Genomic DNA, 22,401 nt, shown 5'->3' on the forward strand with positions numbered 1-22,401 from the left:
CCACCCGCTACGACAAGACCGTCGAGTCCTACCAAGCCGCCGTCACCCTCGCATCGCTCCTGATGTGGGCGTGACATTTGAAGACAACTCCTAGGCGCCCCACTGGCCCGACTGGAGGCCCGTATAGCCCTCCGCTCCCTGTTGGAACGCTGTCCCGACCTCGCCATGGACGCCGATTTCGACGACCTCACCTGGCGCGTCGGAATGCTCCGCGGACCGGCGCAACTGCCGGTGCGCTGGAAGGACTAGAACGTCTCAAGGCCGGCGTCAGGGCGCCTGACCGAACAGCCCGACCACCCGACCAAGAGGGAGGCGGGCCGCGCCGACGGGGGCGCCGCCGCGCACCGCGTCAGCAGCTCAAATTGTCGCCGGGTGTGGTTCCCAGGATCTGCACAAAGCTCTTGTAGTTGTTGATCCGGCTCTGCACCTGTCCGGGGTTGCCGCCGTTGCACTCGAGGGAGCCGTTGATGCTGCGGATCGTCTCGCCGAAACCGGCGCCGCTGACCATCGCGTGATGCGGGGTCATGGTGCCCGGCCCGGTCTGTGTGTTCCAGTACCAGAGGGCGGTCTTCCATGCGACGGCGGCATCCTGCTCCACCAGATAGGGGTTGTTCAGCAGGTCGATGCCGAGCGCATCACCCGCCGCCTTGTAGTTGAAGTTCCAGCTGAGCTGGATCGGCCCGCGGCCGTAGTAGGCCGCCTGTCCTGCCGGGCACCCATACGGCTGGGTGGCGTCGCAGTAGTGGGGATAGTTCTCGGTGTTCTGCTCGACCACATGGACGAGGCCACCGGTCTCGTGACCGACGTTCGCGAGGAAGGCCGCTGCCTCCTGACGCTTCACGGTGTCACTTCCGGTGTTCGCGAACTCCGGGTAGGCGCTGAGGGCCGCGGTCAGCCCGCTGTAGGTATAGAAGGCATTCCGGTTCGGGAACATCTGGTTGAACTGCGCCTCGCTGACGACGAACCCCTCGGCTCGGACGTCGGCACCGGCCGGGGCCGCGGCGCAGTGGGAACAGCCCGTAGTGGCGGCCGCCGGCACCGTCGGCACGACGAGTGCTACGCCCACGGCTACTGTCGCGGCGCTCAGCAGCGCGGCAATACGTGACCTCATTGCGTGACTCCTTCTCGCGGCCGGCCTCCAGGCATGGAGGGGCCGCCATGTGGGGGGATCGCCCTATCAGGAACGCCGTTTGAAGCAGCCGCCCGGATCGAGCACAACTGGCTTACTGAGCACGGACGTTGGAGCACGGGTGAATCAGGCGGCGCCGGCCAGTAACAAGCGTGGCGGGACGGCGGCGACTATGGCTACGACCGCGGGGAACGCTGCGGTCTAGACCAACTGCAGGTTATGGGCGTCACGTTGACCATGTCCATACCAAGGCAGCTACCAATGCAGCGATTCGCCCACGGGTCGCCACCGAGACCCGCGCGCGGCTCCCTCCTCTCAGCCCCGGGCATTGTCAGACCCCCGCGAGAGGCCGGGGGCGGTGACACAACGGCCCTCCCCCTGTGCAAAAGTGGCCCGATGAAGACAATCGGGCTGCTCGGAGGCATGAGCTGGGAGTCCACAGCGGAGTACTACCGGCTGCTGAACGAGTTGACGCGCGAGCGTCTGGGCGGCCTGCACTCCGCGCGGTGCGTGCTCTACTCCGTGGATTTCGCAGAGATCGAACGGCTACAGGTCGAAGGGCGCTGGGAGGAGGCGGGCGAGGTTCTCGCGCACGCCGCCAGGGCGCTGGAGTCGGCCGGCGCGGACATGCTGCTGATCTGCACCAACACCATGCACAAGGTCGCCGACCAAGTGGCCGCCGCGGTCACCGTCCCGCTGCTGCACCTCGCCGACACCACAGCCGACGCCGTCCGTGCGCGCGGCCTGCGTCGTATCGGGCTGCTCGGCACCGCATTCACCATGGAGCAGGACTTCTACCGAGGCCGCCTGGAAAGCCACGGGCTGGATGTGCTCGTTCCGGATGCCGCCGGGCGCAGTACCGTCCACCGCGTGATCTACGAGGAGCTGTGCCTCGGCATCGTTCGAGAGGGATCCCGGCAGGCATTCGTGGCCGTCATCAGGGACCTCGTCGCCGCCGGAGCCGAGGGCATCGTGCTGGGCTGCACCGAGATCGAGCTGCTCATAGGGCCGGATCACAGCCCCGTCCCGGTCTTCCCGACCACTCGACTGCACGCCGAAGCAGCCGTCACCCGCGCCCTCACCGACGCCCCGTAGTAGCACAGCCGGTAAATCCCGTAGTTCTCCGATACCTCGGGTTGGAGAAATGGCCACACCCAACTCGCCGCTCTTCAAAGATTCTTGTGCCATACCGAGGTTTGAACTGACGGCAGGTACTCTGACGTGGTGTCGCGTACCGAGTTAGAACGACTGGCCAGGATCCGGATGCAGGTCACCGGTGAGACGCTCGAACGCGCCATGGCGGTACTCGCAGGCCATACCACCGCCACCACCTCGCAATCCGAAACCGAGGCCCAGCCTGACGCCGCCGGGCACAGCGATCTCGACGACGGCGAGGGCGAGATCGGCAAGGTCGAGAACGACGGGACCGAGAACAGCGGGATCGAGAACGCTCGGGCCGACGAATCCGGCACGGCCGGTGCGGCCAACGAAAGCGACGCGGACACCGGGGGAGCGTCCAAGCCCGAAGCCCGGCGAACGCCTCCGAAGCGCGGCCATCTACGCGGCCTCTGAAATCCGCTCTCCGCTCGGCGAAGGACATTCGCCGAGCGGAGACCGTATGGCCGCCCTGCACAGAGGCAACCCGCCACTCAGCCCGTACTCCACACGCACCGCAACAGATGAAGCGCGGAAGGTTACCGTGGGCGAGATCGGAATACCGACGCGGACGCAAGGCGCTTCGAATGCCGCGACCTCAACGCATCGCAAGCAAATCTTTACAGAGTGTGTGCGCGTGTACGCATACCCCGGTGCCAGGCGGGCTCCTGAAGCTCACGGGGTGAGGGGGCGTGCCAGCAGCGGCGTACGGAGCATCTGGTGCCCCCCGCTGGCCAGCATCCGGACCTCGCCCCGGTCGCTGATCTCCGCGCGTACGATCCCCGACTCATCCTCGTAGACCGGATACCCGCCCGCTCCCGATCGCTCGGTGCGGTGGACGATCACCACGTCGTCCTCCACTGCGGGAGCTTGAAATACCAGCTCATAGCATTCCGGGTAATCCATCAGGGCCTCCCGATAAAACTGGGCAGGTGCTCCGGCGGCGCTCCCCACCGCCGCTCTCAGCGCGCCGCTGCACCTCGGCCATTCCATCGTCACCCACTGCCGCCCCCGGCGCCTGAGGAGGACATCCGGGCACGACTCCCGGGCCGGAGGCGGGATTGCCGGCCGGGCCTCACCGAGGCGCCCGAGAGCGGCCCCCGCGCCCCCTCGACAGCAACGCGAAGCCCAGCCTCGGTAAACCTGACATTTGTCATGCGGGCTTGTGATCAAGGTCGTTCCAAGGGTTGACGCCTGGCCGCTGTCCCACCGCGAGAATCGGGACCGCGAAGGTCGAATGCCGACTCAGACGTTGAACTCCCGGAGAATCCATGCCCGTTACCACCCAGCGCCGCCGCATGCGGCTGGCCGGCACCACCACCGCCGCCTTACTCGCGCTGACGATTCCCACCACCGCCTCAGCCACCACGGCGCCGACCACGGGCTCAAGCAACGCCACCACCGCCGCCGAGAACGCCCACCGGTCCGGCATCGACCGGGCAGCCCTGAAGGCGACGCTCAACACCTTCCATCACGCAGGGATGTACGGCGCTTACTCTGCGGTGCGGGACGGCGCCGCCGAATGGCAGGGCGCTTCGGGGGTCGCCGACGTCGACACCGGGCGCGCCACCACTCCACAGATGCGGCACCGGATCGGCAGCATCACCAAGACCTTCACCGCGGTCGCCGTCCTCCAGGAAGTCAGCAAGGGACACATCGAGCTGGACGCTCCGATAGGCCGCTATCTGCCCGGCCTGGTTCCCGGTGAGCGCGGGCGGGCCATCACTGTCCGGATGCTGCTGAACCACACCAGCGGCATCGGCGACTACGCCGGGGCGATCTTCCCCTCGGCGGACAGCATCGAAGGCAACCGCTTCCGCCAGTTCGATCCCCGGGAATTGGCCCGGCTGGGGCTGAAGGCAGAGCCGTTGGGCAAGCCGGGCCAGGCCCATCACTACTCCAACACCAATTTCGTGCTCGCGGGGCTCCTGCTCCAGAAGGTCACCGGCAAGTCGCCGGAGGCGTACATCACCGAGCACGTCATCCGGAAGGCAGGACTGCGGCACACATACTTTCCGCGATCGGCCTACCTCACCGGGCCGCACGCCAAGATGTACGAGGCCGCGTACGGCGGGTTCAACCCACCACGGGACTTCAGCGTCTACAACGCGTCCTGGGCCGGTACGGCGGGGTCACTCGTCTCGACCATGGCCGATCTGAACCGCTTCTACCGTGCGCTGCTGGGTGGCGAACTGCTCGCCCCGGCCCAGCTGCGGCAGATGAAGACCACGGTGCCCATCGAGGGCAGCCCGTTCCGCTACGGCCTGGGCCTGTTCACCAGGCACCTGCCGTGCGGAGAGTTCTGGGGACACAACGGCCTGGTGCTGGGGGCCATGACCTGGTCCATGTCCAGTGCGGACGGCAAACGACAAATGTCCCTCGGTTTCAATTTGACGCGCTACCAGAAGCTGGATGGGAACGGCGTTCCCCAGACCGGCCCGATAGACGCCGCCATGAACGCGCACGTGGCACAGGCGTTGTGCGGGACCGGTACCGGCCGGCCCCCGGGCGCGACCGAAACGAACCCCTTCAACTCACTCCTGGTGGCTCCGCAGGAGCCCCACTTCCCGATACCCCGCCAATGAGCCCGATCGGCCACTCGGGTGTGTGCTCCGCTCCCGTGCGCTGTCACGGGAGCGGAGCGGGTCCGAGGAGCGCCAGCAGCTCGGATAGTTACGGAAACCACGGTACGGGGCACCACTGACAACGCGGATCGGGAGACGACGACGGTGCGCTTACGGGCCGGGCTCCGGGAGCGTCCGCCGCCCGAGTGCGATGAGGGGGTGGCGGCTCTCCCAGAGGGCCTTCGTTGAGGTGACGCCGGGGGTGAGGCCCCTCCGCCCCGCTGCCGACGAAGGACTCGGTACATCACCCGATCGGGATCTCGTCCTGGGCAGCGGCAGCCCGGTATTCGCCCGTTTCCTCGGGCCCGCGGGCCCGCGGGCAGGAATGGTGGATGCGGCGAGAGTGGTGGAAGTGGCAGGAGGCGTGGAACCAATGATGACTGGGCGACCTCGGATTTCGCTGGCGACGGTGGTCTTGGACTGTCCGGATGCTCATACCCTGGCGGACTTCTACCGGCAACTGCTCGGCTGGGAAGTGAAGTGCAGCGAACCGGACTGGGTGCTGCTCCGCTGCCCGGACGGCGGGACCGGGCTCTCGTTCCAGTCCGAGCCCGGGTATCAGACCCCTGTGTGGCCCGAACGGCCCGAGGAGCAGCAGAAGATGCTCCATCTCGATCTCCGGGTTGATGATCTCGACGAGGCCGAGGCGTATGCGGTCGCGGCCGGGGCGCGGCGCGCCACGGTCCAACCGCAGGACGATGTCCGGGTGTTCCTTGATCCGGCGGGCCACCCGTTCTGCCTCTTCCTCCACTGAGGCGGCTCAGTGTCGCGGACTTTCGTTCGTGCCCCCGGGTGATCGCGGAGCGTGTGGGAATGGACACATGCAGGCAGCGGAAATGGATCGGAGGGCCGACCGTCTGTGCTGGTCAGGAAGTTGAGTGCCCGTCGGGGCAGCCGCACGGGCAGCAGCTACGAGCCATGGCCCAATGCGCGCGGGGCCGCGTTGTCAGTGTCTGCCCCTAGCATTGCTCATATGTCCCCAACTCCTTCTGCCCCTGCAGGTGTACCCGTCCCTTCTTCCGAGGCCAACGAATCGATCCGGCGTTTTGTGCGCGCCCGGCGCGGTCTCGCGTGGTCGGCTCAGGACATGGCGGAGTATGCGGTGCTGCTGGAGATATGGACGTTGGCGGTGCGCTCTGAGGTAGCAGAGGTCGTCGAGGCTGCGTAGCCCGCCGCGGTCAGAGCCAGGGCCTCCCCGGATCGCCGCCGCTTCGCTGGTGGTCGTCGCCTCGCTGGCGTTGACCGCCTAAGGCGAAGGCCAGGACGACAACACGAAGGCGAGCACCAAGGTCTCGTCGAGCCCCCTGCCTGCCGAGCCCTCGGACGACGCGGCGTCCGACGGCAACACCGCCGACAAGCCGGGCGATGTGTGCGTCGAACGGCAATGTCACCATCGACAGCAGCAGTTACGGCACCTCCCCGTGCACCGAGGTCCAGCTGGAGAAGGCGGCCAAGATGAGATCCATCGAGGTCCAGGTCACCATCAAGGGCGGTGTCGTGACGAAGATCGTCGAGCGCTGCCGGTCCTGAGCGGGGGCGGGAACGTTCAAGCGGCCTGGTCCTCGCGAGCCTCGTGGTGAGCGGGTCCCCACCCCTGACAGCGCGCCGTCGTATCCGGTCCGCGGCGCTTGGCCCGGGAGGCAGGCCCCACCACTGGGCGGACGGGATCGGGCGGACCGCAGTCGGCAAGGTCAGCGCACCGGTGCTAGGTCGTGTCCGCAAAGTCGTTAAGTCGTTGGTCTGTTCGTGGTGCGTCGTCATGAGCTGACTGATGAGTCGTGGGCGGTGATCGAGCCGTTGTTTGCGCCGTCGCGGATGGGGCGGCCGGTGCGGGACCGTCGCCAGGTGGTCAACGGGGTCCTGTGGAAGCTGTCCACCGGGGCCGCCTGGCGGGACCTGCCCGAACGCTACGGACCGTGGAAGACGGTCTACGAACGCTTCCGCCGCTGGTCGGCCGACGGCACCTGGGACCGCGTGCTGGCCCACGTCCAGCAGCATCCCGACGCCGTCGGCACAGTCGACTGGTCCCTGATGTGCATCGACTCCACGACCGTGCGGGCTCATCAGCACGCGGCCGGGGCCCGAAAAAGGGGCAGGACTGGCCAGGCGAGGCCATCGGTAGATCCCGGCGGACTGACCACCAAGATCCACCTCGCCCGCGACGGACACGGCCGGCCTCTGGCCTTCACCCTCACCGCCGGAAACGTCAACGACTGCACCCAGTTCGAGGCAGTGATGGCAGCCGTCCGCATCCAGCGATGCGGGCCCGGCCGCCCACGGACAAGACCTGACCGAGTGGCCGCGGACAAGGGCTACTCCACCAAGATCCGCGCCTACCTGCGCAAACGCGGGATCAAGGCCGCGATTCCGGAACGGATCGACCAGATCAACGGCCGCATCCGCAGAGGCGAGAGCCTCTGCCGCCTCGACCGGACCGCCTACCGCCGCCGCAACGTCGTCGAACGCTGCTTCAACAAGCTCAAGCACCACAAAGCCCTCGCCACCCGCTATGACAAACGCGCCCGCCACTTCAAAGCCATGGTCACCCTCGCCTGCCTACAACTCTGGCTTCCCTGACTTTGCGGACACGACCTAGCCGGTAGTGGTAGTGACGGCCGGTCCATCACGGCGGACGCGTACCCGCTCGTCACCTGTGACCAGCAGCCGCCGCACCACAGATCACCGGTCGCCACCCACGCACCAAGCGACCCGGCAAGCCAGCCCGCCACAGCAAGCAAGCCAGCAACCGTGACGTCCGATTTTCGCCAGCCGACGCGCCCCCGACCCCGCAGACTCGGAGAGTGAAAGCAGCGGACACGAACGAGGACGCGTCATGATCTCCCCCGAGACGACCACGGTCACCACCAGCTACACCACCTTCGACAGCCCCCTCGGTGAGCTGTTGCTCGTCGGAGAGGAGTCGGCCACCGCACCCGGCGGCACCGCCCTGACCGCCCTCTCCCTGCCGCAGCAGCGGGGCGTCACCGTACAGCCGCACTGGCAGTGCGATCCCGCCCCCTTCGCTGAGGTCGACCGCCGGCTCCGGGCATATTTCGCCGGTGAGCTCACCCGCTTCGAGCTGGAGTTCCGCACTACCGGTACGGACTTCCAGGAGCGCGTCTGGCAGGCTCTGGAGGCGATCCCGTACGGCACCACGACGTCCTACGGGCGCCTCGCCGACGCTCTAGGAGTGCCGCGGAGCGAGGTACGCGCCCTGGGCGCCGCGATCGGCGCCAACCCTCTGCTGATCGTGCGTCCGTGCCACCGCGTGATCGGCGCGGACGGCACGATGCGCGGCTACGCGGCGGGCGTCGAAGCCAAAATTGCGCTGCTCACCCATGAGGGCGCTCTCCAGCCCACCCTCATCTGAGGGCCGGCGAGCCCGGGACCCCTCGCGATGACCTCATGACCTCACCACTCATTCCCCCCGCCGAGATGGCCGCCTATGGCAGGCTCCCCTCCCCCGCCCCGCACACCGAGGCAGAACTCGCCGCGCTGCTCGCGCTGTTGACCGCGCCACGCATGCGCATCGCCACCGTGGTCATCGGGCACAGCAGGGACACGGCATCGCGCTCGTCCGCGGCGGCTTTCGCCGAGGCATGGTGCGCAACCGGCCGGGAACCGGTCCTCGCCATGGTCGACTGGCCGGAATCCGCCGCGTCCTGGCTACGTGCGGCCCGCCGCTTCAGCGCGGAAGAACCGGACGCCTGGGTGGTGGCCGCCGCGCCCGTCGGCTGGGCCCAGATGAGCCGCCGGCTGCGGCACAGCACCGACTGGGCCCCCGCCCGCACCTTCGGCTTTGCGGCACTCGGCGACTCCCGCGTCCCCGCCCTGGCCGGCCCGGCGACGCTGGACGGCATGCGCGGTGCCACGGCGGACGGCGGCACCTGGGCCATCGACCGTGGTTGGGTCATCCAGCAGCTACCGGCCCGTAAGCCGCCGGTTCATCCCCGTGGCACGCTGTAAGCAGGTAGCGATGAGGCAGGAGCAGATGAGCACGCCACTTCCCGGCTTCGAGCAGTTCGAGCAGTTCGAGGAGCCCGCGGGCGCCGCAGGACCTGGTCGACCGGGTATCTCCGGAGGACATGGAGGATCGGACGGCCGCCCTGGCGGAGCGGTCGGTTCCGGCGAATCCGGAGGCCGCCACTCCGACCTGCCCGGCAAGAGCCCTGCCCTTAGCGACAGCCGGCGAGAAATCGCCCCCGGCGCCGTCCATGTCCCCGGCTGGCTGACTATGGCCCAGCAGCGCGAGCTGGTCACCGCATGCCGTGGCTGGGCGCGCGGCCCGGCCCCGATCCGGCACACCAAGCTTCCGCGCGGCGGCGTGATGTCCGTCCAGACGGTGTGCATCGGCTGGCACTGGCAGCCGTACGCCTACACCCGCACCGCCGACGATGTAAACGGGGCCCGGGTGGCCGAATTCCCCCCTTGGATGGTCGATTTGGGCCGCCGCGCGCTGGTCGAGGCGTACCAGGACTCCACTGCGGGCGACGGCTACACACCGGACACCGCACTGATCAACTTCTACGACGATCAGGCGAAACTCGGCATGCATCAGGACAAGGAGGAGCGCTCCGGCGCGCCGGTCGTCTCGCTCAGCATCGGCGACACCTGTGTCTTCCGGTTCGGCAACACCGAGACGCGGACCAAGCCGTACACCGATGTCGAGCTGGCCTCCGGTGACCTCTTCGTCTTCGGCGGACCGTCCCGCTTCGCCTACCACGGCGTTCCCAAGGTCCGGCCGGGCACCGGCGACCCGGCGTCCGGTCTGGCCGGCGGCCGCCTCAACATCACGATGCGGGTGACCGGACTCGACGGCTGACGCCGGCCCGCGAGGCACACTGGACTCATGTGCCGCAGCATCAAGACCCTCCGTCCGCCCACCACCCCCGAGGTCACCGACGAGGACATCCGGGCCGCGGCCTTGCAGTACGTCCGCAAGGTCTCCGGATTCCGCGCCCCGGCCGCACACAACCGCGAGGTGTTCGACCAGGCCGTGGACACCGTGGCCGCCGCGACCCAGGAACTTCTCGACGGCCTCCAGATCCGCGGCTCCGTCGCCCGCCCGCACACCCACTCCTGAGCAGCGACCGCGACTCCGCACCCTCACCGCTGCTCGCCCTCACCACTGCTCGCGCTCACCAATCGAGCAGCGCCTGCACCGGTAGGTGATCGCTCGGAAACTGCCCGTGTGCGGAGTACGTATTGATCGTGGCGCGGCGCGTACGCACCCCCGGTGACGTGAGGATCCAATCGACGCGGTCCCCATCCGGTACCAGTGGCCGGTAGCCATGAAAGGTGGCGTACTGCCGGCTGCGCTCGTCGGCCGTGTCCCAGCTGTCGACGAGCGAGCCGCCGTCGAGCAGCGCCTCGTACACGGAATTCTTGTGCGCGGCGACATTGAAGTCGCCCGTGACGATCCGGGGCAGCGAAGGGTCCAGCCCACCCAGCCGTTCATTGATCAGACCGGCGGAACGCTCACGCGAGTACTGATTCGCATGATCGAGATGCGTATTGAGGAGAAAGAACTCGCCGCCGGCTCGCAGATCCCGGAACCGGACCCAGGTCACCATCCGGATTACGGTGTTTCCCCAGGTCGCCGACCCAATCACATACGGCGTATCGGACAGCCAGAAATGGTCGTACTCGACCGGCGTGAGCCGCCGGGCATCATAGAAAACGGCCGCGAACTCATCCTTGCTCCCGCCGCCCCGCCCGGTCCCCACCCAGTCGTAATGCGGTCCGAGATCCTCGGCGATATCGCGCAGCTGCCCGTACAGCCCTTCCTGCGTCCCGAGCAGATGCGGGGCCTCGTCCCGCGTCAAGGTCCGCATCACGGGCCGGCGCTCGACCCAGGAGTGCGGCCGGGCATCCGAGGCGTACCGCAGGTTGAAGGTCATCACCCGCAGCCCCCGCCGGCCGTCGGCGGCGTATGCGGTCCCCGGCCCGTACGCCGCCGCCACCGGACCGGCGACCGCCGCCGCGGCCACCGCCCGAAGGGAAAACCGCCGGCTGACCGACGCCATCGCGCCACCGGAACCCGATCCCGGGGAACCGGTCCCTGGGGAACTGGTCCCTGGGGAACCGGCCCCCTGGGAACGAGAGAAATCAGCGGAAGTCAGGGACGCCGGGGAAGCAGCGGTATCAGTGGAGTCAGAGGAAAGGGCGGAAGCAGCGGGACCAGAGACATCAAGGGGAACGGCTAAAGCTTTCCACCCAGGAACGAGAGCAGTCACAGCAACTCCAGTCATCCGCCGCAGAGGCCGACGCCGGCCCGCAAACCGGCATGGGTGCCGGCACCGGAGCCGGCACCACCGGCGCAACAACAACCATCATGCGAACGTCTCGAACCCCGCCACAGGCCATAAGTGGCCTACGGATAAATCGACGTGGAACGCTCACGAAACCCGGGGGTTGATCCCTTCCCCCGGCCCCCGTAAACCGCTCCCGCCCCGTCGCCCACTCCCCTACCGATCGCCCGCCGGCCCCCGCCAGTCCGTGTGACGGATACGGGAGATTTCCCGGACATCGCCGACCGTCCCCCATTCGTCCTTCCCGAGCCGTGACAAGGGCTTCATCCTGGAGATTTCCGGGTGCCCGTCGACCAGCGCCTCCTGCGACACGACCGCATGCACCACGCGCCCGAACACCACGGTCGCGTCCCCAATTCCCAGCGTGGTGTGCACCTCGCACTCCAAAGCCACCGGCGAACCCGCCACCCGCAACGGCTTGACCCGCAGACTCGGCTCGGATTCGACCCCGGCCGCCTCGAACTCACTCACCCCGTGCGGGAAATCCGTACCCGTGTCATTGATCTGCTCGAAGAGCCCCTCCGGCGCGAGGTTCACCACGAACTGTCCGGTCGCCTCGACGTTCCGCAGGGTGTCCTTGCGCCCGACGGAGCTGAACTGCACCACGGGCGGCGCGACGCTGGCGATCGTGAAGAAGGAGTGCGGCGCGAGATTGTGCGTTCCGTCCGCCGAGGTGGTGGACACCCAGGCGATGGGCCGCGGCACCACGGTGGCGGTGAGCAGCCGATAGAACTCGTTGCGGGACATGGCAGCGGGATCGAAGTCAATGCGCATGAGGATCAGTATCCAGGAGGGCGGCCGCGGACCCCCAGCGGATCCACGGCACCACCAAACCCCTGAGTTCGGCGGAAAGAGAAGCCGGGCTGCTCCCTCGCTACCTGGACCATCTGGGCCGGTCCAAGTGTTGACCAGCCCAGGCGACGTGTCCCTCGGTGAAAGGATCGAGACCGGGAGGCTCCAGCACGAACACAGCCTCTGCGACCTCCCGACAGGGCACCCAGAGGACAGCTGCGCCGCACTTCCGCTCTTTCACAGGAGAGGCACAACCGGTCGAGGCGCGCCACAACAACCCTGTGTTCACAGCGCACTTGACCCCGAACCGGCCGGGTGCCTCCATAACAACAGAGCCTATGGCGTGGCCAAGGCGCCGCTCGTCCACGCGGCGCGCAGCGCCTTCTTGTCCACCTTGCCGACCTTGGTCGTCGGCAGCTGGTCAAGCAGCACCGTCTTCCGGGGCGTGTACAGCTCTCCCAGCTCGGCGGTCACCGCCGCGCCGACCGCCTCCGGGTCGATCTCCACACCCTCGGCCGTGGCAAGGAAGATCTGTACGGCCTCCCCGTACTCCTCGTCCGGCACACCCAGCGCCGCCGCGTTGCGCACACCGGGCAGCGTGAGCAGGAAGTCCTCCAGGACTCTGGAGTAGACGTTGTCGCTGGTGCTGCCGGTGACGATGATGTCCTTGGCCCGGTCGACGAGATAGAGGTAACCCTCGGCGTCGAGGTAGCCCAGGTCGCCGGTGCGCAGCCAGCCGTCCTGCAGTGCCGCCGCGGTGCGCTCCGGGTCCTCGTAGTAGCCGAGCATCACCGCGTTGCCCCGGACACACACCTCGCCGACCTGCCGGACGGGCAACGCCGCAGTGCTGTCCTCGGCACGGATCTCGATCTCGGTGTCGGATATCGCGCGACCGCAGCTGCGCCAGAGCTCGGGGCGCAGGGCACACTCCGAAGCGAGCTCCTCCGCGCCGAACGCGGCGATGCCGAGCGCCTCCGACTGCCCGTAGCCCTGGCCGAGCACCGGCCCGAAGACCTCGACCGCCTGCTGCAGCCGGCTGGGCGACGTGGCCGCGCCGCCCACGACGATCCGCCGCAGCGCGGGCAGGACGCCCGGCTTGCACTCCGGATGGTCGAGCACCGCGTACATCATGGGCGGCACGAACATGGTGGCGGTGATCCGCTCCTCGCGCAGCACCGTCAGCGCCGCGCCCGCTTCGAACTCGGGCAGCACGACCAGGGCGGACCCCGTCACCAGGGCCTGGATCGAGGTGAGATGGCCGCTGCCGTGCGTGAGCAGCGTGGCGGCGAGCACCCTGTCCGTGCTCGGGTCCATGGTCGGGAAGAACGCGGGGCCGGAGTCCTCCGCGGCGTCCGTCACCAGGTCGACCAGCGTGTCGTAGAGCCGGTGGGTGTGCGCGGCAAGCTTGGGGCGGCCCAGGGTTCCGCCGGTGTAGAGGACGGTGACGGCCTCGTCCGCTCCCGGGGCGGGCACACCGTCGGGGCGCACGTCCGGGCACTCGGCCGCCAGGGCCAGCAGGTCCGCGCACCGCTGCTCACATGGGCCGAGGCTGAGTAGTGCCGGGGCGTGGACGCTGCGGCCGGCCGCATCGGCGGCCCGTTCCGCGAAGAGCGGGTCGGTGACCACGGCGCGCGCCCGGGACTGCTCGACGAGCGCGGCGAGCTCGCCGGGCCCCGGCTCGGGCGGCAAGAAGACGACGCGGCAGCCGATGAGATGGACAGCGAGCTGAACGAGGACCGAGTCGACACGGTTGGCCAGAAAAAGCCCCACCCCGTCGCCGGGCGCGAGCCCCTGCCCCCGCAGCGCATGCCCCAGCCTGAACAGCTGTCGCCGGGCTTCCCCTCTGGTCAGCCGCTGCGTCCCCTGGACGAGCGCTTCGGCGTCCTCGTCCTTGTTCCAGTGCTCCAGAATGCGGTCCACGTACGTCCGCGGCTCGGATATTTCCTGTGCGTTAACGATCACCAGCACATGCAAACATGCCGCTCAGCGGCCTTGACCTCACGGGGGCCACCTTCGGCCACCGCCCGGCGGAGTATCATCCCCGCGATGCAAAATCGGTATTCGCAGGTCAGTTGAGCGTCTGAGAGAGCGCACCAGACGCCCGTCATCATGGCGGGGTATCGCTCACCGTGGTGTGGTCCCAGTAGGCCCTTGCACGGAGAGCCCCGGACCGACAGCAAGGTTGGCCCGACGCACCGCGTGAACCACAGGCCGCTGCCCTGCGGGGGTGTGAAGCTCGCCCCCATGACCAGCATTGCGCAACCTCGCCGAGATGACCGAGGCCGGCCAAGGGACCCCGCGGATCTTCTACCTGCTGCCCTACCTCGCCGCCATCAACGCCATGGTCCAACGCCTCGAAGAAGACCTCCAAGCGGAAGGCCAGATCGGCGTCTCCCACTCACGCGCCGCCTCCTACCCCGCCCGCGCCCTCGCCGACGAGTGCACCACCAGCGCCGGAGCCCTCACCGCAGCCCGCAAGTCCCTCGCTCAGGAGAACGCCACCCGCCTCTTCCGAGAGCTGATCCGCGTCGGCACCCCCTACCAGCCACTGCATCGACGAAGCAATGATCACGACTGACGTCTGTGCACCGGGCGTGACGCCCGGGTTCCTCAGCCCCTTTATCGCGTAGCTGAACCGCGCTGAACGCGCCACAATTCGTCAGGGCAGGCAAGACGGCCGGACGCTGAGCAGCTCGGTCCGCAGCACGGGTGTGCCGTCGACAGGCGCCGGGTCCTGCGCAGTTGGTTCGATACCGCCAGCGGCGATCTTGTCGAGAGTCTTCAGGTCGGCGGCACCGACCGTGCCGAACACCGTGTAGTTCGGTCGCAGCGCGGAGTCGCCGTAGACGACGAAGAATTGCGAACCGTTCGTGTCCGGACCGGCGTTGGCCATCGCCAGCAAGCCGCGCCCGTAAAGGCGACGGACGCCGGTCGGATCGCTCGGTGCCGGCGGCAGGTCCACCGGCAGCTCGTCCTTGTACTTGTACCCCGGCCCGCCCTCGCCAGTACTGGTCGGGTCGCCACACTGCAGGACCTTCAGCGTCGGATACGCCGTCAGCCGATGGCACACCGTACGGTCGTAGAACCGGTGCCGCGCCAGGTGTACGAAGCTCTGGACCGTGCACGGCGCCTTCGCCCGGTCCAGACGCAGCGGGAGCGGGCCCTGGCTGGTCCGGACAGCGATACCGACCGTGCCGTGACTGGGGGTGTGCCGCGGATCGGGCGGCAGGGGAACCCGCCGCGCCGCCGGCTCGTCCGGGGTCTGGGTGTACTGGCAAGGACCGTGCGTGTTTCGCGGCGGGGCGTCGGAAGCAGAGGCAATACTGCCCCAGGACACGACCAGCGCCGCCGCAGCCAATGCGGTCATGAGAGTTCGCCTCATCCTGCACAGCCTCCAGAAGATCGCCAGATTTCGGAGCGGTCGCAGTCTAAAGCGCGGCCCGGCGGGCGATAAGCCGCCCGCCAGCCACATCCGCCTCCCAGCCGTCAGCCTGCGGCCGCAGGCCACTTCGGATGTAGCTCAGCGCCGACTGACATAAGCTCCGCCACGTGTGATCGCGCTTGGCAAGGGCCCAGAATTGTGACGACGGGTAGCTGGCGCCTCCGTCGAAGCACGGCTCGCAGTTGTCCTCGCACAGGTGCTGATAGACACCCAGCGGGATTTCCTGGAAGTCCGCGGGGATGCTGATCGGCTTGACGGTCAGCGCCTCCCCCTCGTTGTTCGCCTCGATCACCACGTAGCACGGTGCTCGTGGTGGAACGCGGAGCCAGGCTTCAACGACTGCGCCGGACGCGAACCCAGTCCCGCTCTCACGCCAACAACTGCAGGCTGTCATTGTGCACGAGGGCGCCCGGCGCCGATAAACCGTCCCCACCTGTCGGACAACGACGCCCCCTGTCCCGGCCCACGGTGGCCACTTCGAGGAACCAGTCGTCGAGCATTGCCGAGGCAAGCCGACCTGCGTTAACCACCCAACCCCCGATACTGCTTTCCTAAGAACTTCGCAGGCGCGAGATTGTGCGTTCCGTCCGCCGAGGTGGTGGACACCCAGGCGATGGGCCGCGGCACCACGGTGGCGGTCAGCAGCCGGTGGAACTCGTTGCGGGACATGGCAGCGGGATCGAAGCCAATGCGCATGGTGATCAGTATCCCGGAGCGTGCCCGCGGACCCACAGCGGATCCACGGCACCTCCAAACCCCCTCTGCGTTGGAGCGGATCTGAGCTGCTCTCCTGAGTGCGATTTCGACACCTGTCACCCTTTCCGCGATTGAGGAAGGATCTGTGCCGCAATCGGTGTCATCGTGCCGTCATGACTTCTTCGACGGTCTCCTCTGATGCTTCCTCTCGGCCTCTGGCAGGATGCGGTGCTCTGGTCACCGGCGGATCGCGCGGTACCGGCCGCGCCATCGCCCGCCGGCTGGCTGCGGACGGCGCCACTGTGGTGTTCACCTACCGCACCCAGCCCGAGGCTGCCGAAAGTCTGGTCGCCGAAATCGCTGAGCTGAACGGCAGGGCGTACGCAGTACGTCTCGATCTTGCCGCGCCCGACGAGGTCGCCGAGGCGTTTGCCGCGGCGGACGGAGCCTTCCGCGAGGCCGGGGCCGGCGGGCTGGACATTCTGGTGGTCAACGCCGGGGTGTTCACCAGTGCACCCATCGCGGAGGCCACTGTCGACGACTGGGAGCGCGTCATGGCCGTGAATGCAAGGGGCACGTTCCTGGCTGTGCAACAGGCCGCAGCCCGCATGCGCGACGGTGGACGGATCATCACCATCTCCACGGTCGGCACGCATTGGCCCAGCCCGGGCGAGGCCATCTACGCTGCCAGCAAGGCTGCCGTCGAACAGATCACCCGCGTCGCATCCCGCGAACTCGGTTGCCGGGGCATCACGGCCAACACACTCTCCCTCGGCCCGACCGACACGGACCTCCTCCGGGACAGCGCCCAACCAGGCGCGCTGGAGGGAGCCGCCGCCATGACCGCGCTCGGCCGGATCGGCCGGCCCAGTGACGTAGCCGACCTCGTCGCCCTGCTCGTCCGCGCCGACAACCGTTGGGTCACCGGCCAGAACATTCGCGCCGACGGCGGACTCACCTGATGTGACCGTACTGGTGGCCCACCCAGGGGGCATAGAGGCGCGACGGCTCCGCTACGTCGTTGAGCAGAGGCGGACGGGCGGCTTGTAGCGAGCTCGATGCCCACCTGGAGAAGGGGTGCTTGGCGGGAATGATCTTCAGTCAATGAACCGGAAGCCGTGGGGCAGGAGGTCTAAACGATCATCGACTCAAGGCTGGGAGACAATCGCCATGGTGTCACCGATGCCCCGGGAGCATGCCACAACTCGCCGACCCCGTTTCCGCATGCGGCAGTTGACCATTGCATTCGGTCTCGTTGCCAGCGGTGTTCTCGGCGTAGGACTCGTCCTCAAGGCGCTCTTGCAGGGCGCGACAGTCCGCCCTGGGGCAGTCGCACTTCTCATCCTGGTGCTCGCCGCCACGGCCCTGGGCATCATCCGGCGCCGATATCGCAACCGATCCATACGGCGGGGAGCCGAGATCACCTGTGCCCCAGCGTCTCCGGCCGCCCCCGAACTCAGCGTCCAGAGCGAAGAGCTAGCAGACGAAGACGTCTACCTGGCCGATGATGCCGACGTGACCCCGGATGAATTCGAGCAATTGGTGGCGCTCCTGTGTGAACGTGATGGCTGCCTGGACGTCCGTGTCGTCGGCGGGGCCAATGACCTGGGGGCCGATGTTCTCGCTGTGACGCCCGAGGGGCGCCGTCTCGTCATCCAGTGCAAGCAATACCGCGAAGCCAACCGGGTCGGGTCCCAGGACCTCCAACGCTTCGGCGGGACCTGCTTCACCGTCCATGACGCCGACATAGCGGCGGTCATCACCACCAGCACCTTCACCGAACCCGCGGTCGCATACGCGGAGCAGAGCGGCATCCGGTGCCTCGACCACGACATGCTCTTCGCCTGGGAAGCAGGCATCGGCCCAGCCCCGTGGCAGGCCGACGGCTGATCAAGGAGTATCGCTGCGGTGCCGGACACGTGGACCGCGGGCCGTGGGCGTGGGCCGCGGGCCGCGGTCCGTGAACCGCAAGCCGCCGACCGGCTACCTCGCTGTCAGCGCAGTGACCAGTTCGTCCAGTCCGTTGAACCGCCCGTCGAAGACATCGGAGTTCGTCGGCGGATCCCCGACCGGTCGCTGGACGTAGGCGGTCCGCATGCCCTTCGTCTGGGCTCCGCGCAGGTCCCAGGCATGGGCGGCCACCATGAGCACGCGTTCTGGTGGGCATCCGGCGGTGTCGATGGCGAGTTGGTAGACCTCAGGCGCCGGCTTGTAGGCGAGGACGGCTTCGGCGGACAAGGCTTGGTGCCAGCGCAGGCCGGCATGTGCGTTGAGCCGCAGCAGAGCGGTGCGGCTGGCGTTGGAGAGCCCCAGCACGGGGAATCGCTGCGCGAGCCGCGCGAGACCGGCGACGGAGTCGCCCCAGGGAGGCAAGCGCTGCCCCGCCGTGGCCAGCCGGGCGATGGTCGCCGGATCGGTGAGCCCGGCATGGTCGGCCACCCGTTGAGCAGCCTCGCTGTCGATGATCTCAGTGTTGACGTACGTGCGGTGCCCTTCGGTGATGCGTTGCTGCTCGACCTCGACATGCTGCTGCCACAAGGTGCACAGCTCATCGGCAGACGCATACGGGGACGCGGACACCGCCTCGCGAATTTCCGCTCGAAGCCCGCTGCGTTCGTCGACCAGTGTTCCGAGGACGTCGAAGACGACGACCTTGATGTCGCAGATCTCGGCCATGCGTTCTCCTGCGCGCTCGCGTCACCAGCTCAACAGGTGACGATCTTGTCGTCAGCCTCGTCACCAGTCAAGATGGTGACGTGAATTTTGCGTTCGTGAGCGGCAACCCAGCCCTCGATCTGGCCGGCACCGTGGTGTCTCGCCGAGACGAGCCCGTCGATCTCTTGGCCGCGCCCGCAGATCTAGAGCGGTGGGTGGCCGAATGCGACGAGCTCCCGGACCGCGTCACGGCCGACTTCTCCGCCTTCGAGTCCGCGCTGTCGTTGCGAGAAGCGATCTATCGACTAGCTCTGGATCGCGTGCTCGATCGGCCCTTCGATCCCGACAGCCTCAAGATCGTCAACGACACGGCTGCCGGGGCAGTCCTCTCCATCAAACTCAGCGACGCGGGGCTGCATATCGCGGGAGACCTTCTCGCGGTACTCACTCACACAGTCAGAAGCGGCATCGCTGTGCTCGCCGATCCCCACGCCTGCCTCAAGGAGTGCGGTCGCACTGACTGCACCCGCATCTATCTCGACCGCTCGCGCGGCGCCCGGCGCACCTGGTGCGGGATGGACGAGTGCGGCAACCGCGTCAAGGCTGCGGCCTACCGAGCTCGCAGACGAGCTTCGACCACGGCCGAGGATCGCGGGCCCGGCGGAACCACTTGACGCGGTCGCGGGAGCAGTGGCCCGCACTAACCGTGTTCGTGCTTGCCCCTTCACTCGCATCACGACGCTCTCGGCCGACGGCTGTTCTCGGCGTCGTAGGCTCCCGGTCCCGGCGGTGGCTCGCAGCCACATCACGGTGCGGAACAGCCTTGGAAATTGGGCGAGTTGATACGGCAGGCGAGGGCTCGGAGCAGCGCGCCTCGCCCTTGTTGTTCTCCATGCTCAGGGCGGGCGACGGGGCGGGCCGCGGCAGATCCGCGGAGACGTTCGGCGTGGGGACGCCGATGCCTTCTGCGACCTGGGTGGCCAGGTTGTAGTCAATCTGGGCCAGCTGACCAACGGTCCGTTCGCGGACCTCGATTGTGTTGACCTTGCCCAGTTCGAAGCGGAAGGCGTCCACGATGTGCTGCTGCTCCCAGTCGGTCATGCTGTGCCAGAACAGCGCCGCCTGGGAGTAGTGGTCAATGAAACTGGGGCTCCGCTTACGGATCTTGTGGCCGTCGACCCGCTCCGTCAGATGCCGGAAGGCGGGATCATGGGGGTCGGCGAGTGCCGGACAGCCGCCACCGAGGGAATTGGGGAAGTAGCCGGCGCCCTGGTGGATTTGGGTCTGGTGGTAGCCGTCGCGCTGATTGTTGCGCACCGGGGCGACCGGCCGGTTGACCGGGAGGAGTGCTCGTCCTCCTCGGGTACGAGCTGTACGCCGAGCTCGTACTCCGGATATTCACCTGCCTCAATGCACTCCCAGAGGTCGCGACGGTTGTAGTCCGGATCGCGGCCCATCGTTTCCTGGGCCTCGTCCCATACGAGGGAGTGCACCCCGAGCTTCGGCTTCCAGTGGAACTTCTCAAAGGTGCCCTTGCCGTCCGCGTTGACGAAGCGGAAGGTGTGCATACCGAATCCCTGCGTCATCCGGTAGCTGCGCGGGATGGCCCGGTCCGACATCAACCACATGATGGTGTGCAACGTTTCCGGCTGTAGCGAGACGAAGTCCCAGAGGGTGTCATGCGCGGACGCCCCGGTGGGAATTTCGTTGTGCGGCTCCATCTTCACCGCGTGTACGAAGTCGGGGAACTTGATGCCGTCCTGGATGAAGAAGACCGGGAAGTTGTTGCCGACCAGGTCGTAATTGCCTTCCGGGGTGTAGAACTTCGCGGCAAACCCACGGACGTCCCGCACGGTGTCCGCGGAACCGCGCGGGCCCTGAACCGTGGAGAACCGTACGAACACCGGCGTCTTCACGGACGGGGTCTGGAGAAAGGCAGCGCGGGTGAACTCGGCGCAGGATTCGTAGGGTTCGAAGTATCCATAGGCGCCTGCTCCCCGCGCGTGCACCACGCGTTCCGGGATCCGCTCGTGGTCGAACCTGGTGATCTTCTCCCGGAAGTGGAAGTCCTCCATCAGCGTCGGGCCACGTTCCCCGGCTTGGAGGGAGTCGTCAGTGTGGTCGACCGGTACGCCCTGATCGGTGGTGAGCGGACCGGCGGCCGGGTCGTCCGCGAAGTGCGCGCGCCGCTGTTCCTGCTTCTTGTCCGTTATCTCAGGCCGTCCTTCCGGCCCGGGCGAACTCGGAGACGAACGAGGCGCAGAAAGCCTTCAGATCGGCCGGCTTCCGGCTGGTGATCAGCGTGTTGTCGCCCGCGCTACAGACCTGGACCTGCTCATCCACCCACGTGCCTCCGGCGTTGCGGACATCGGTCTGAAGACTCGGCCACGAGGTGAGTGTGCGCCCGCGGACGACGTCAGCCTCGATCAGCGTCCACGGTGCGTGGCAGATGGCAGCCACCGGCCTGCCCCGGTCGAAGAAGCGCCTGACGAACGCGACCGCGCCCTTGTCCATCCGCAGCGCATCGGGGTTGGCGACTCCGCCGGGGAGGACGAGGCCGCCGTATTCCGCCACGTCGACCGTGTCCACGGTGTGGTCCACCGGGAAAGTGTCGGCCTTGTCCAGATGGTGGAAGGCCTGGATCCGGCCAGCGCGCGTGGAGATCAGATGGGGAATGTCCCCGGAGTCGATAACCGCCTGCCAGGGGTCGGTCAGTTCGGCCTGCTCCACACCCTCGGGCGCTACCAGGAAAGCAATCTGCATGAGGTGTCGTTCCCTTCTCTGCGGTGCTGAGCATGCATTCGTCACTGGTCGTCAGCGGCTGCGCGGCGCGGCCACTGTGATTGCGGTCGCGGGTGCGGTCATTTCCCGGCCGTGCCGTAGAGAAAAGTGGCCCTCAATCTGCGCCGGAATAACATGCGCTTCATGCGCGCAAGCCGTCAGACAGAACTGACGGCTTGCGTGAAAACAGGAAGACTATTGGCGAAGCTCCCTGCCCACCGCGCGACTTGATCAGGCGCGGTGCCAGCCCCCGTAGTACATGCCTACCTGCTCGTGATAGCCGGCATCGCCGAGGTGCTTGTCCTTGTCGAACTCCGGCGCATCCTTGATCTCTGCCTTGGTGCGCTCGACATAGATCGTCTTTCCCGCGTCATCGATGCGGCTCACCGTACCGGCAGGCAGCAGAACGTGCTTACCGAAGATCCACACTCCGGTATCCACCACCAGATACGAAGCGCCAACTTCGTCCGAGTGTTTGTCCACCTTGCCGATGCTTCCGTCGGTGGCCTCGACCTTGTACCCGATAAGGCTCGCACCCGCGGTGTAACCGGTGGCCGACTGATAGCCCCAGATGTCGCTCATAGGATCGGCTCCTTTGTGACGACGTGCGATGAGAAGAACAGTGCTCTCGTCCGAGAACGGTTCCTCGCTGTTCCGCGTGCCCAGCCTTTTGGACTTAACCCGGCACTCATTGGATTTTCTTCGGGCGTCCGGTGGCCAGGGCGCCCGCTGTGAGCCCGCCGCCAGGCGGCGACTGGAGCGCCTGGGTGCGGCTGAGGACGTGCCCCTGGCCGAAGGGGGTGATTGTCCAGTTTC

At 67.5% G+C, this 22,401-nt stretch carries 24 protein-coding genes and 3 pseudogenes; 15 read left to right on the forward strand and 12 right to left on the reverse strand.

Features of this window, described 5'->3' with window-relative positions; all coding sequences use genetic code 11:
* Nucleotides 1–90 precede the first annotated feature (90 nt).
* Nucleotides 91–249: pseudogene (locus ACZ4XD_RS25255) on the forward strand (cytochrome P450); the annotation flags it as partial.
* 100 nt (nucleotides 250–349) lie between these two features.
* Here ACZ4XD_RS25255 and ACZ4XD_RS25260 read toward each other — a convergent pair.
* Entirely contained in the window at nucleotides 350–1,111 is a 762-nt protein-coding gene (locus tag ACZ4XD_RS25260) for a chitinase (RefSeq protein WP_468045614.1), read from the reverse strand.
* A gap of 414 nt (nucleotides 1,112–1,525) precedes the next feature.
* Here ACZ4XD_RS25260 and ACZ4XD_RS25265 point away from each other — a divergent pair, with 414 nt between their 5' ends.
* Nucleotides 1,526–2,224, forward strand: coding sequence for an aspartate/glutamate racemase family protein (locus tag ACZ4XD_RS25265; RefSeq protein WP_468045616.1), 699 nt, complete (start codon nucleotides 1,526–1,528; stop codon nucleotides 2,222–2,224).
* 129 nt (nucleotides 2,225–2,353) lie between these two features.
* Nucleotides 2,354–2,701: a hypothetical protein gene (locus ACZ4XD_RS25270; RefSeq protein ID WP_468045618.1), complete on the forward strand. Its 348-nt coding sequence runs from the start codon at nucleotides 2,354–2,356 to the stop codon at nucleotides 2,699–2,701.
* Between the two features lie 258 nt (nucleotides 2,702–2,959).
* Here ACZ4XD_RS25270 and ACZ4XD_RS25275 read toward each other — a convergent pair whose 3' ends face one another.
* A complete protein-coding gene (locus ACZ4XD_RS25275) occupies nucleotides 2,960–3,190 on the reverse strand; it encodes a DUF6296 family protein (protein ID WP_168476555.1) in 231 nt (76 codons plus the stop codon).
* Between the two features lie 365 nt (nucleotides 3,191–3,555).
* Here ACZ4XD_RS25275 and ACZ4XD_RS25280 point away from each other — a divergent pair, with 365 nt between their 5' ends.
* From ACZ4XD_RS25280 to ACZ4XD_RS25315, 8 genes are all read left to right on the forward strand, one after another.
* Nucleotides 3,556–4,869, forward strand: a complete 1,314-nt coding sequence (locus ACZ4XD_RS25280; RefSeq protein ID WP_468045620.1) for a serine hydrolase domain-containing protein — start codon at nucleotides 3,556–3,558, stop codon at nucleotides 4,867–4,869.
* Between the two features lie 415 nt (nucleotides 4,870–5,284).
* A complete protein-coding gene (locus ACZ4XD_RS25285; RefSeq protein ID WP_468045622.1) occupies nucleotides 5,285–5,662 on the forward strand; it encodes a VOC family protein in 378 nt (125 codons plus the stop codon).
* A 611-nt stretch (nucleotides 5,663–6,273) separates the two neighbouring features.
* Nucleotides 6,274–6,438, forward strand: coding sequence for a hypothetical protein (locus ACZ4XD_RS25290; RefSeq protein WP_468045624.1), 165 nt, complete (start codon nucleotides 6,274–6,276; stop codon nucleotides 6,436–6,438).
* 219 nt (nucleotides 6,439–6,657) lie between these two features.
* On the forward strand, nucleotides 6,658–7,485 hold the full coding sequence (locus tag ACZ4XD_RS25295) for an IS5 family transposase (protein WP_468045791.1): 828 nt from the start codon (nucleotides 6,658–6,660) through the stop codon (nucleotides 7,483–7,485).
* A gap of 256 nt (nucleotides 7,486–7,741) precedes the next feature.
* Nucleotides 7,742–8,278 (forward strand): methylated-DNA--[protein]-cysteine S-methyltransferase, encoded by a 537-nt coding sequence (locus ACZ4XD_RS25300; RefSeq protein ID WP_468045626.1) that lies wholly within the window; start codon nucleotides 7,742–7,744, stop codon nucleotides 8,276–8,278.
* A gap of 35 nt (nucleotides 8,279–8,313) precedes the next feature.
* On the forward strand, nucleotides 8,314–8,874 hold the full coding sequence (locus ACZ4XD_RS25305) for a hypothetical protein (protein WP_468045628.1): 561 nt from the start codon (nucleotides 8,314–8,316) through the stop codon (nucleotides 8,872–8,874).
* A 25-nt stretch (nucleotides 8,875–8,899) separates the two neighbouring features.
* Nucleotides 8,900–9,730, forward strand: a complete 831-nt coding sequence (locus ACZ4XD_RS25310; protein ID WP_468045630.1) for an alpha-ketoglutarate-dependent dioxygenase AlkB family protein — start codon at nucleotides 8,900–8,902, stop codon at nucleotides 9,728–9,730.
* 27 nt (nucleotides 9,731–9,757) lie between these two features.
* Nucleotides 9,758–9,991, forward strand: a complete 234-nt coding sequence (locus ACZ4XD_RS25315) for a DUF2277 domain-containing protein (RefSeq protein ID WP_468045632.1) — start codon at nucleotides 9,758–9,760, stop codon at nucleotides 9,989–9,991.
* A gap of 55 nt (nucleotides 9,992–10,046) precedes the next feature.
* Here the strand turns inward: ACZ4XD_RS25315 and ACZ4XD_RS25320 are convergent, their stop codons facing one another.
* The 3 genes from ACZ4XD_RS25320 to ACZ4XD_RS25330 form a co-directional block, all read right to left on the reverse strand.
* A complete protein-coding gene (locus ACZ4XD_RS25320) occupies nucleotides 10,047–10,934 on the reverse strand; it encodes an endonuclease/exonuclease/phosphatase family protein (protein ID WP_468045634.1) in 888 nt (295 codons plus the stop codon).
* 441 nt (nucleotides 10,935–11,375) lie between these two features.
* A complete protein-coding gene (locus ACZ4XD_RS25325) occupies nucleotides 11,376–11,993 on the reverse strand; it encodes a flavin reductase family protein (protein WP_468045636.1) in 618 nt (205 codons plus the stop codon).
* A 354-nt stretch (nucleotides 11,994–12,347) separates the two neighbouring features.
* Nucleotides 12,348–13,973, reverse strand: coding sequence for a class I adenylate-forming enzyme family protein (locus ACZ4XD_RS25330; protein WP_468045638.1), 1,626 nt, complete (start codon nucleotides 13,971–13,973; stop codon nucleotides 12,348–12,350).
* A gap of 310 nt (nucleotides 13,974–14,283) precedes the next feature.
* Between ACZ4XD_RS25330 and ACZ4XD_RS25335 the strand changes: the two genes are divergently transcribed.
* Entirely contained in the window at nucleotides 14,284–14,589 is a 306-nt protein-coding gene (locus ACZ4XD_RS25335) for a hypothetical protein (RefSeq protein WP_468045640.1), read from the forward strand.
* 81 nt (nucleotides 14,590–14,670) lie between these two features.
* On the opposite strand, the gene ACZ4XD_RS25340 is transcribed toward ACZ4XD_RS25335, so the two are convergent.
* From ACZ4XD_RS25340 to ACZ4XD_RS25350, 3 genes and pseudogenes are all read right to left on the reverse strand, one after another.
* Complete coding sequence (locus ACZ4XD_RS25340) at nucleotides 14,671–15,378, reverse strand: peptidylprolyl isomerase (RefSeq protein ID WP_468045642.1); 708 nt, start codon at nucleotides 15,376–15,378, stop codon at nucleotides 14,671–14,673.
* Between the two features lie 61 nt (nucleotides 15,379–15,439).
* The gene (locus tag ACZ4XD_RS25345) at nucleotides 15,440–15,745 is read right to left on the reverse strand and encodes a hypothetical protein (RefSeq protein ID WP_468045644.1); all 306 of its coding nucleotides are present in this window, start codon (nucleotides 15,743–15,745) and stop codon (nucleotides 15,440–15,442) included.
* Nucleotides 15,746–16,008: 263 nt separating this feature from the next.
* A pseudogene (locus tag ACZ4XD_RS25350) lies at nucleotides 16,009–16,149 on the reverse strand (flavin reductase family protein); the annotation flags it as partial.
* Between the two features lie 173 nt (nucleotides 16,150–16,322).
* Between ACZ4XD_RS25350 and ACZ4XD_RS25355 the strand changes: the two are divergent.
* Together ACZ4XD_RS25355 and ACZ4XD_RS25360 are read left to right on the forward strand one after the other, a co-directional pair.
* Nucleotides 16,323–17,111 carry an SDR family oxidoreductase gene (locus tag ACZ4XD_RS25355; RefSeq protein ID WP_468045646.1) on the forward strand — a complete coding sequence of 263 codons (789 nt, stop codon included), beginning with the start codon at nucleotides 16,323–16,325 and terminating at the stop codon, nucleotides 17,109–17,111.
* 262 nt (nucleotides 17,112–17,373) lie between these two features.
* The gene (locus ACZ4XD_RS25360) at nucleotides 17,374–18,039 is read left to right on the forward strand and encodes a restriction endonuclease (protein ID WP_468045648.1); all 666 of its coding nucleotides are present in this window, start codon (nucleotides 17,374–17,376) and stop codon (nucleotides 18,037–18,039) included.
* A gap of 93 nt (nucleotides 18,040–18,132) precedes the next feature.
* Here the strand turns inward: ACZ4XD_RS25360 and ACZ4XD_RS25365 are convergent, their stop codons facing one another.
* The gene (locus ACZ4XD_RS25365) at nucleotides 18,133–18,825 is read right to left on the reverse strand and encodes a haloacid dehalogenase type II (RefSeq protein ID WP_468045650.1); all 693 of its coding nucleotides are present in this window, start codon (nucleotides 18,823–18,825) and stop codon (nucleotides 18,133–18,135) included.
* Between the two features lie 80 nt (nucleotides 18,826–18,905).
* On the opposite strand from ACZ4XD_RS25365, the gene ACZ4XD_RS25370 reads away from it, so the two are divergent.
* On the forward strand, nucleotides 18,906–19,478 hold the full coding sequence (locus ACZ4XD_RS25370; protein ID WP_468045652.1) for a CGNR zinc finger domain-containing protein: 573 nt from the start codon (nucleotides 18,906–18,908) through the stop codon (nucleotides 19,476–19,478).
* 199 nt (nucleotides 19,479–19,677) lie between these two features.
* Here ACZ4XD_RS25370 and ACZ4XD_RS25375 read toward each other — a convergent pair.
* The 3 genes and pseudogenes from ACZ4XD_RS25375 to ACZ4XD_RS25385 form a co-directional block, all read right to left on the reverse strand.
* A pseudogene (locus ACZ4XD_RS25375) lies at nucleotides 19,678–21,017 on the reverse strand (catalase); the annotation flags it as partial.
* A 1-nt stretch (nucleotide 21,018) separates the two neighbouring features.
* Nucleotides 21,019–21,567 carry a type 1 glutamine amidotransferase domain-containing protein gene (locus ACZ4XD_RS25380; protein ID WP_468045654.1) on the reverse strand — a complete coding sequence of 183 codons (549 nt, stop codon included), beginning with the start codon at nucleotides 21,565–21,567 and terminating at the stop codon, nucleotides 21,019–21,021.
* 249 nt (nucleotides 21,568–21,816) lie between these two features.
* Nucleotides 21,817–22,167 (reverse strand): PRC-barrel domain-containing protein, encoded by a 351-nt coding sequence (locus tag ACZ4XD_RS25385; RefSeq protein ID WP_468045656.1) that lies wholly within the window; start codon nucleotides 22,165–22,167, stop codon nucleotides 21,817–21,819.
* Nucleotides 22,168–22,401: the final 234 nt, after the last annotated feature.

This window comes from Streptomyces sp. NPDC029466 (assembly GCF_055574515.1).

Excerpts from the sequence above, each read along its gene's own strand:
- ACZ4XD_RS25340 (WP_468045642.1), bottom strand. The coding sequence starts at position 15,378 with ATGACCGCATTGGCTGCGGCGGCGCTGGTCGTGTCCTGGGGCAGTATT.
- ACZ4XD_RS25275 (WP_168476555.1), bottom strand. The coding sequence starts at position 3,190 with ATGGATTACCCGGAATGCTATGAGCTGGTATTTCAAGCTCCCGCAGTG.
- ACZ4XD_RS25290 (WP_468045624.1), top strand. The coding sequence starts at position 6,274 with ATGTGTGCGTCGAACGGCAATGTCACCATCGACAGCAGCAGTTACGGC.
- ACZ4XD_RS25310 (WP_468045630.1), top strand. The coding sequence starts at position 8,900 with ATGAGCACGCCACTTCCCGGCTTCGAGCAGTTCGAGCAGTTCGAGGAG.
- ACZ4XD_RS25285 (WP_468045622.1), top strand. The coding sequence starts at position 5,285 with ATGACTGGGCGACCTCGGATTTCGCTGGCGACGGTGGTCTTGGACTGT.
- ACZ4XD_RS25360 (WP_468045648.1), top strand. The coding sequence starts at position 17,374 with ATGCGGCAGTTGACCATTGCATTCGGTCTCGTTGCCAGCGGTGTTCTC.
- ACZ4XD_RS25265 (WP_468045616.1), top strand. The coding sequence starts at position 1,526 with ATGAAGACAATCGGGCTGCTCGGAGGCATGAGCTGGGAGTCCACAGCG.
- ACZ4XD_RS25380 (WP_468045654.1), bottom strand. The coding sequence starts at position 21,567 with ATGCAGATTGCTTTCCTGGTAGCGCCCGAGGGTGTGGAGCAGGCCGAA.
- ACZ4XD_RS25365 (WP_468045650.1), bottom strand. The coding sequence starts at position 18,825 with ATGGCCGAGATCTGCGACATCAAGGTCGTCGTCTTCGACGTCCTCGGA.
- ACZ4XD_RS25305 (WP_468045628.1), top strand. The coding sequence starts at position 8,314 with ATGACCTCACCACTCATTCCCCCCGCCGAGATGGCCGCCTATGGCAGG.
- ACZ4XD_RS25280 (WP_468045620.1), top strand. The coding sequence starts at position 3,556 with ATGCCCGTTACCACCCAGCGCCGCCGCATGCGGCTGGCCGGCACCACC.
- ACZ4XD_RS25335 (WP_468045640.1), top strand. The coding sequence starts at position 14,284 with ATGACCGAGGCCGGCCAAGGGACCCCGCGGATCTTCTACCTGCTGCCC.
- ACZ4XD_RS25355 (WP_468045646.1), top strand. The coding sequence starts at position 16,323 with ATGACTTCTTCGACGGTCTCCTCTGATGCTTCCTCTCGGCCTCTGGCA.
- ACZ4XD_RS25385 (WP_468045656.1), bottom strand. The coding sequence starts at position 22,167 with ATGAGCGACATCTGGGGCTATCAGTCGGCCACCGGTTACACCGCGGGT.
- ACZ4XD_RS25260 (WP_468045614.1), bottom strand. The coding sequence starts at position 1,111 with ATGAGGTCACGTATTGCCGCGCTGCTGAGCGCCGCGACAGTAGCCGTG.
- ACZ4XD_RS25320 (WP_468045634.1), bottom strand. The coding sequence starts at position 10,934 with ATGGCGTCGGTCAGCCGGCGGTTTTCCCTTCGGGCGGTGGCCGCGGCG.
- ACZ4XD_RS25315 (WP_468045632.1), top strand. The coding sequence starts at position 9,758 with ATGTGCCGCAGCATCAAGACCCTCCGTCCGCCCACCACCCCCGAGGTC.
- ACZ4XD_RS25325 (WP_468045636.1), bottom strand. The coding sequence starts at position 11,993 with ATGCGCATTGACTTCGATCCCGCTGCCATGTCCCGCAACGAGTTCTAT.
- ACZ4XD_RS25300 (WP_468045626.1), top strand. The coding sequence starts at position 7,742 with ATGATCTCCCCCGAGACGACCACGGTCACCACCAGCTACACCACCTTC.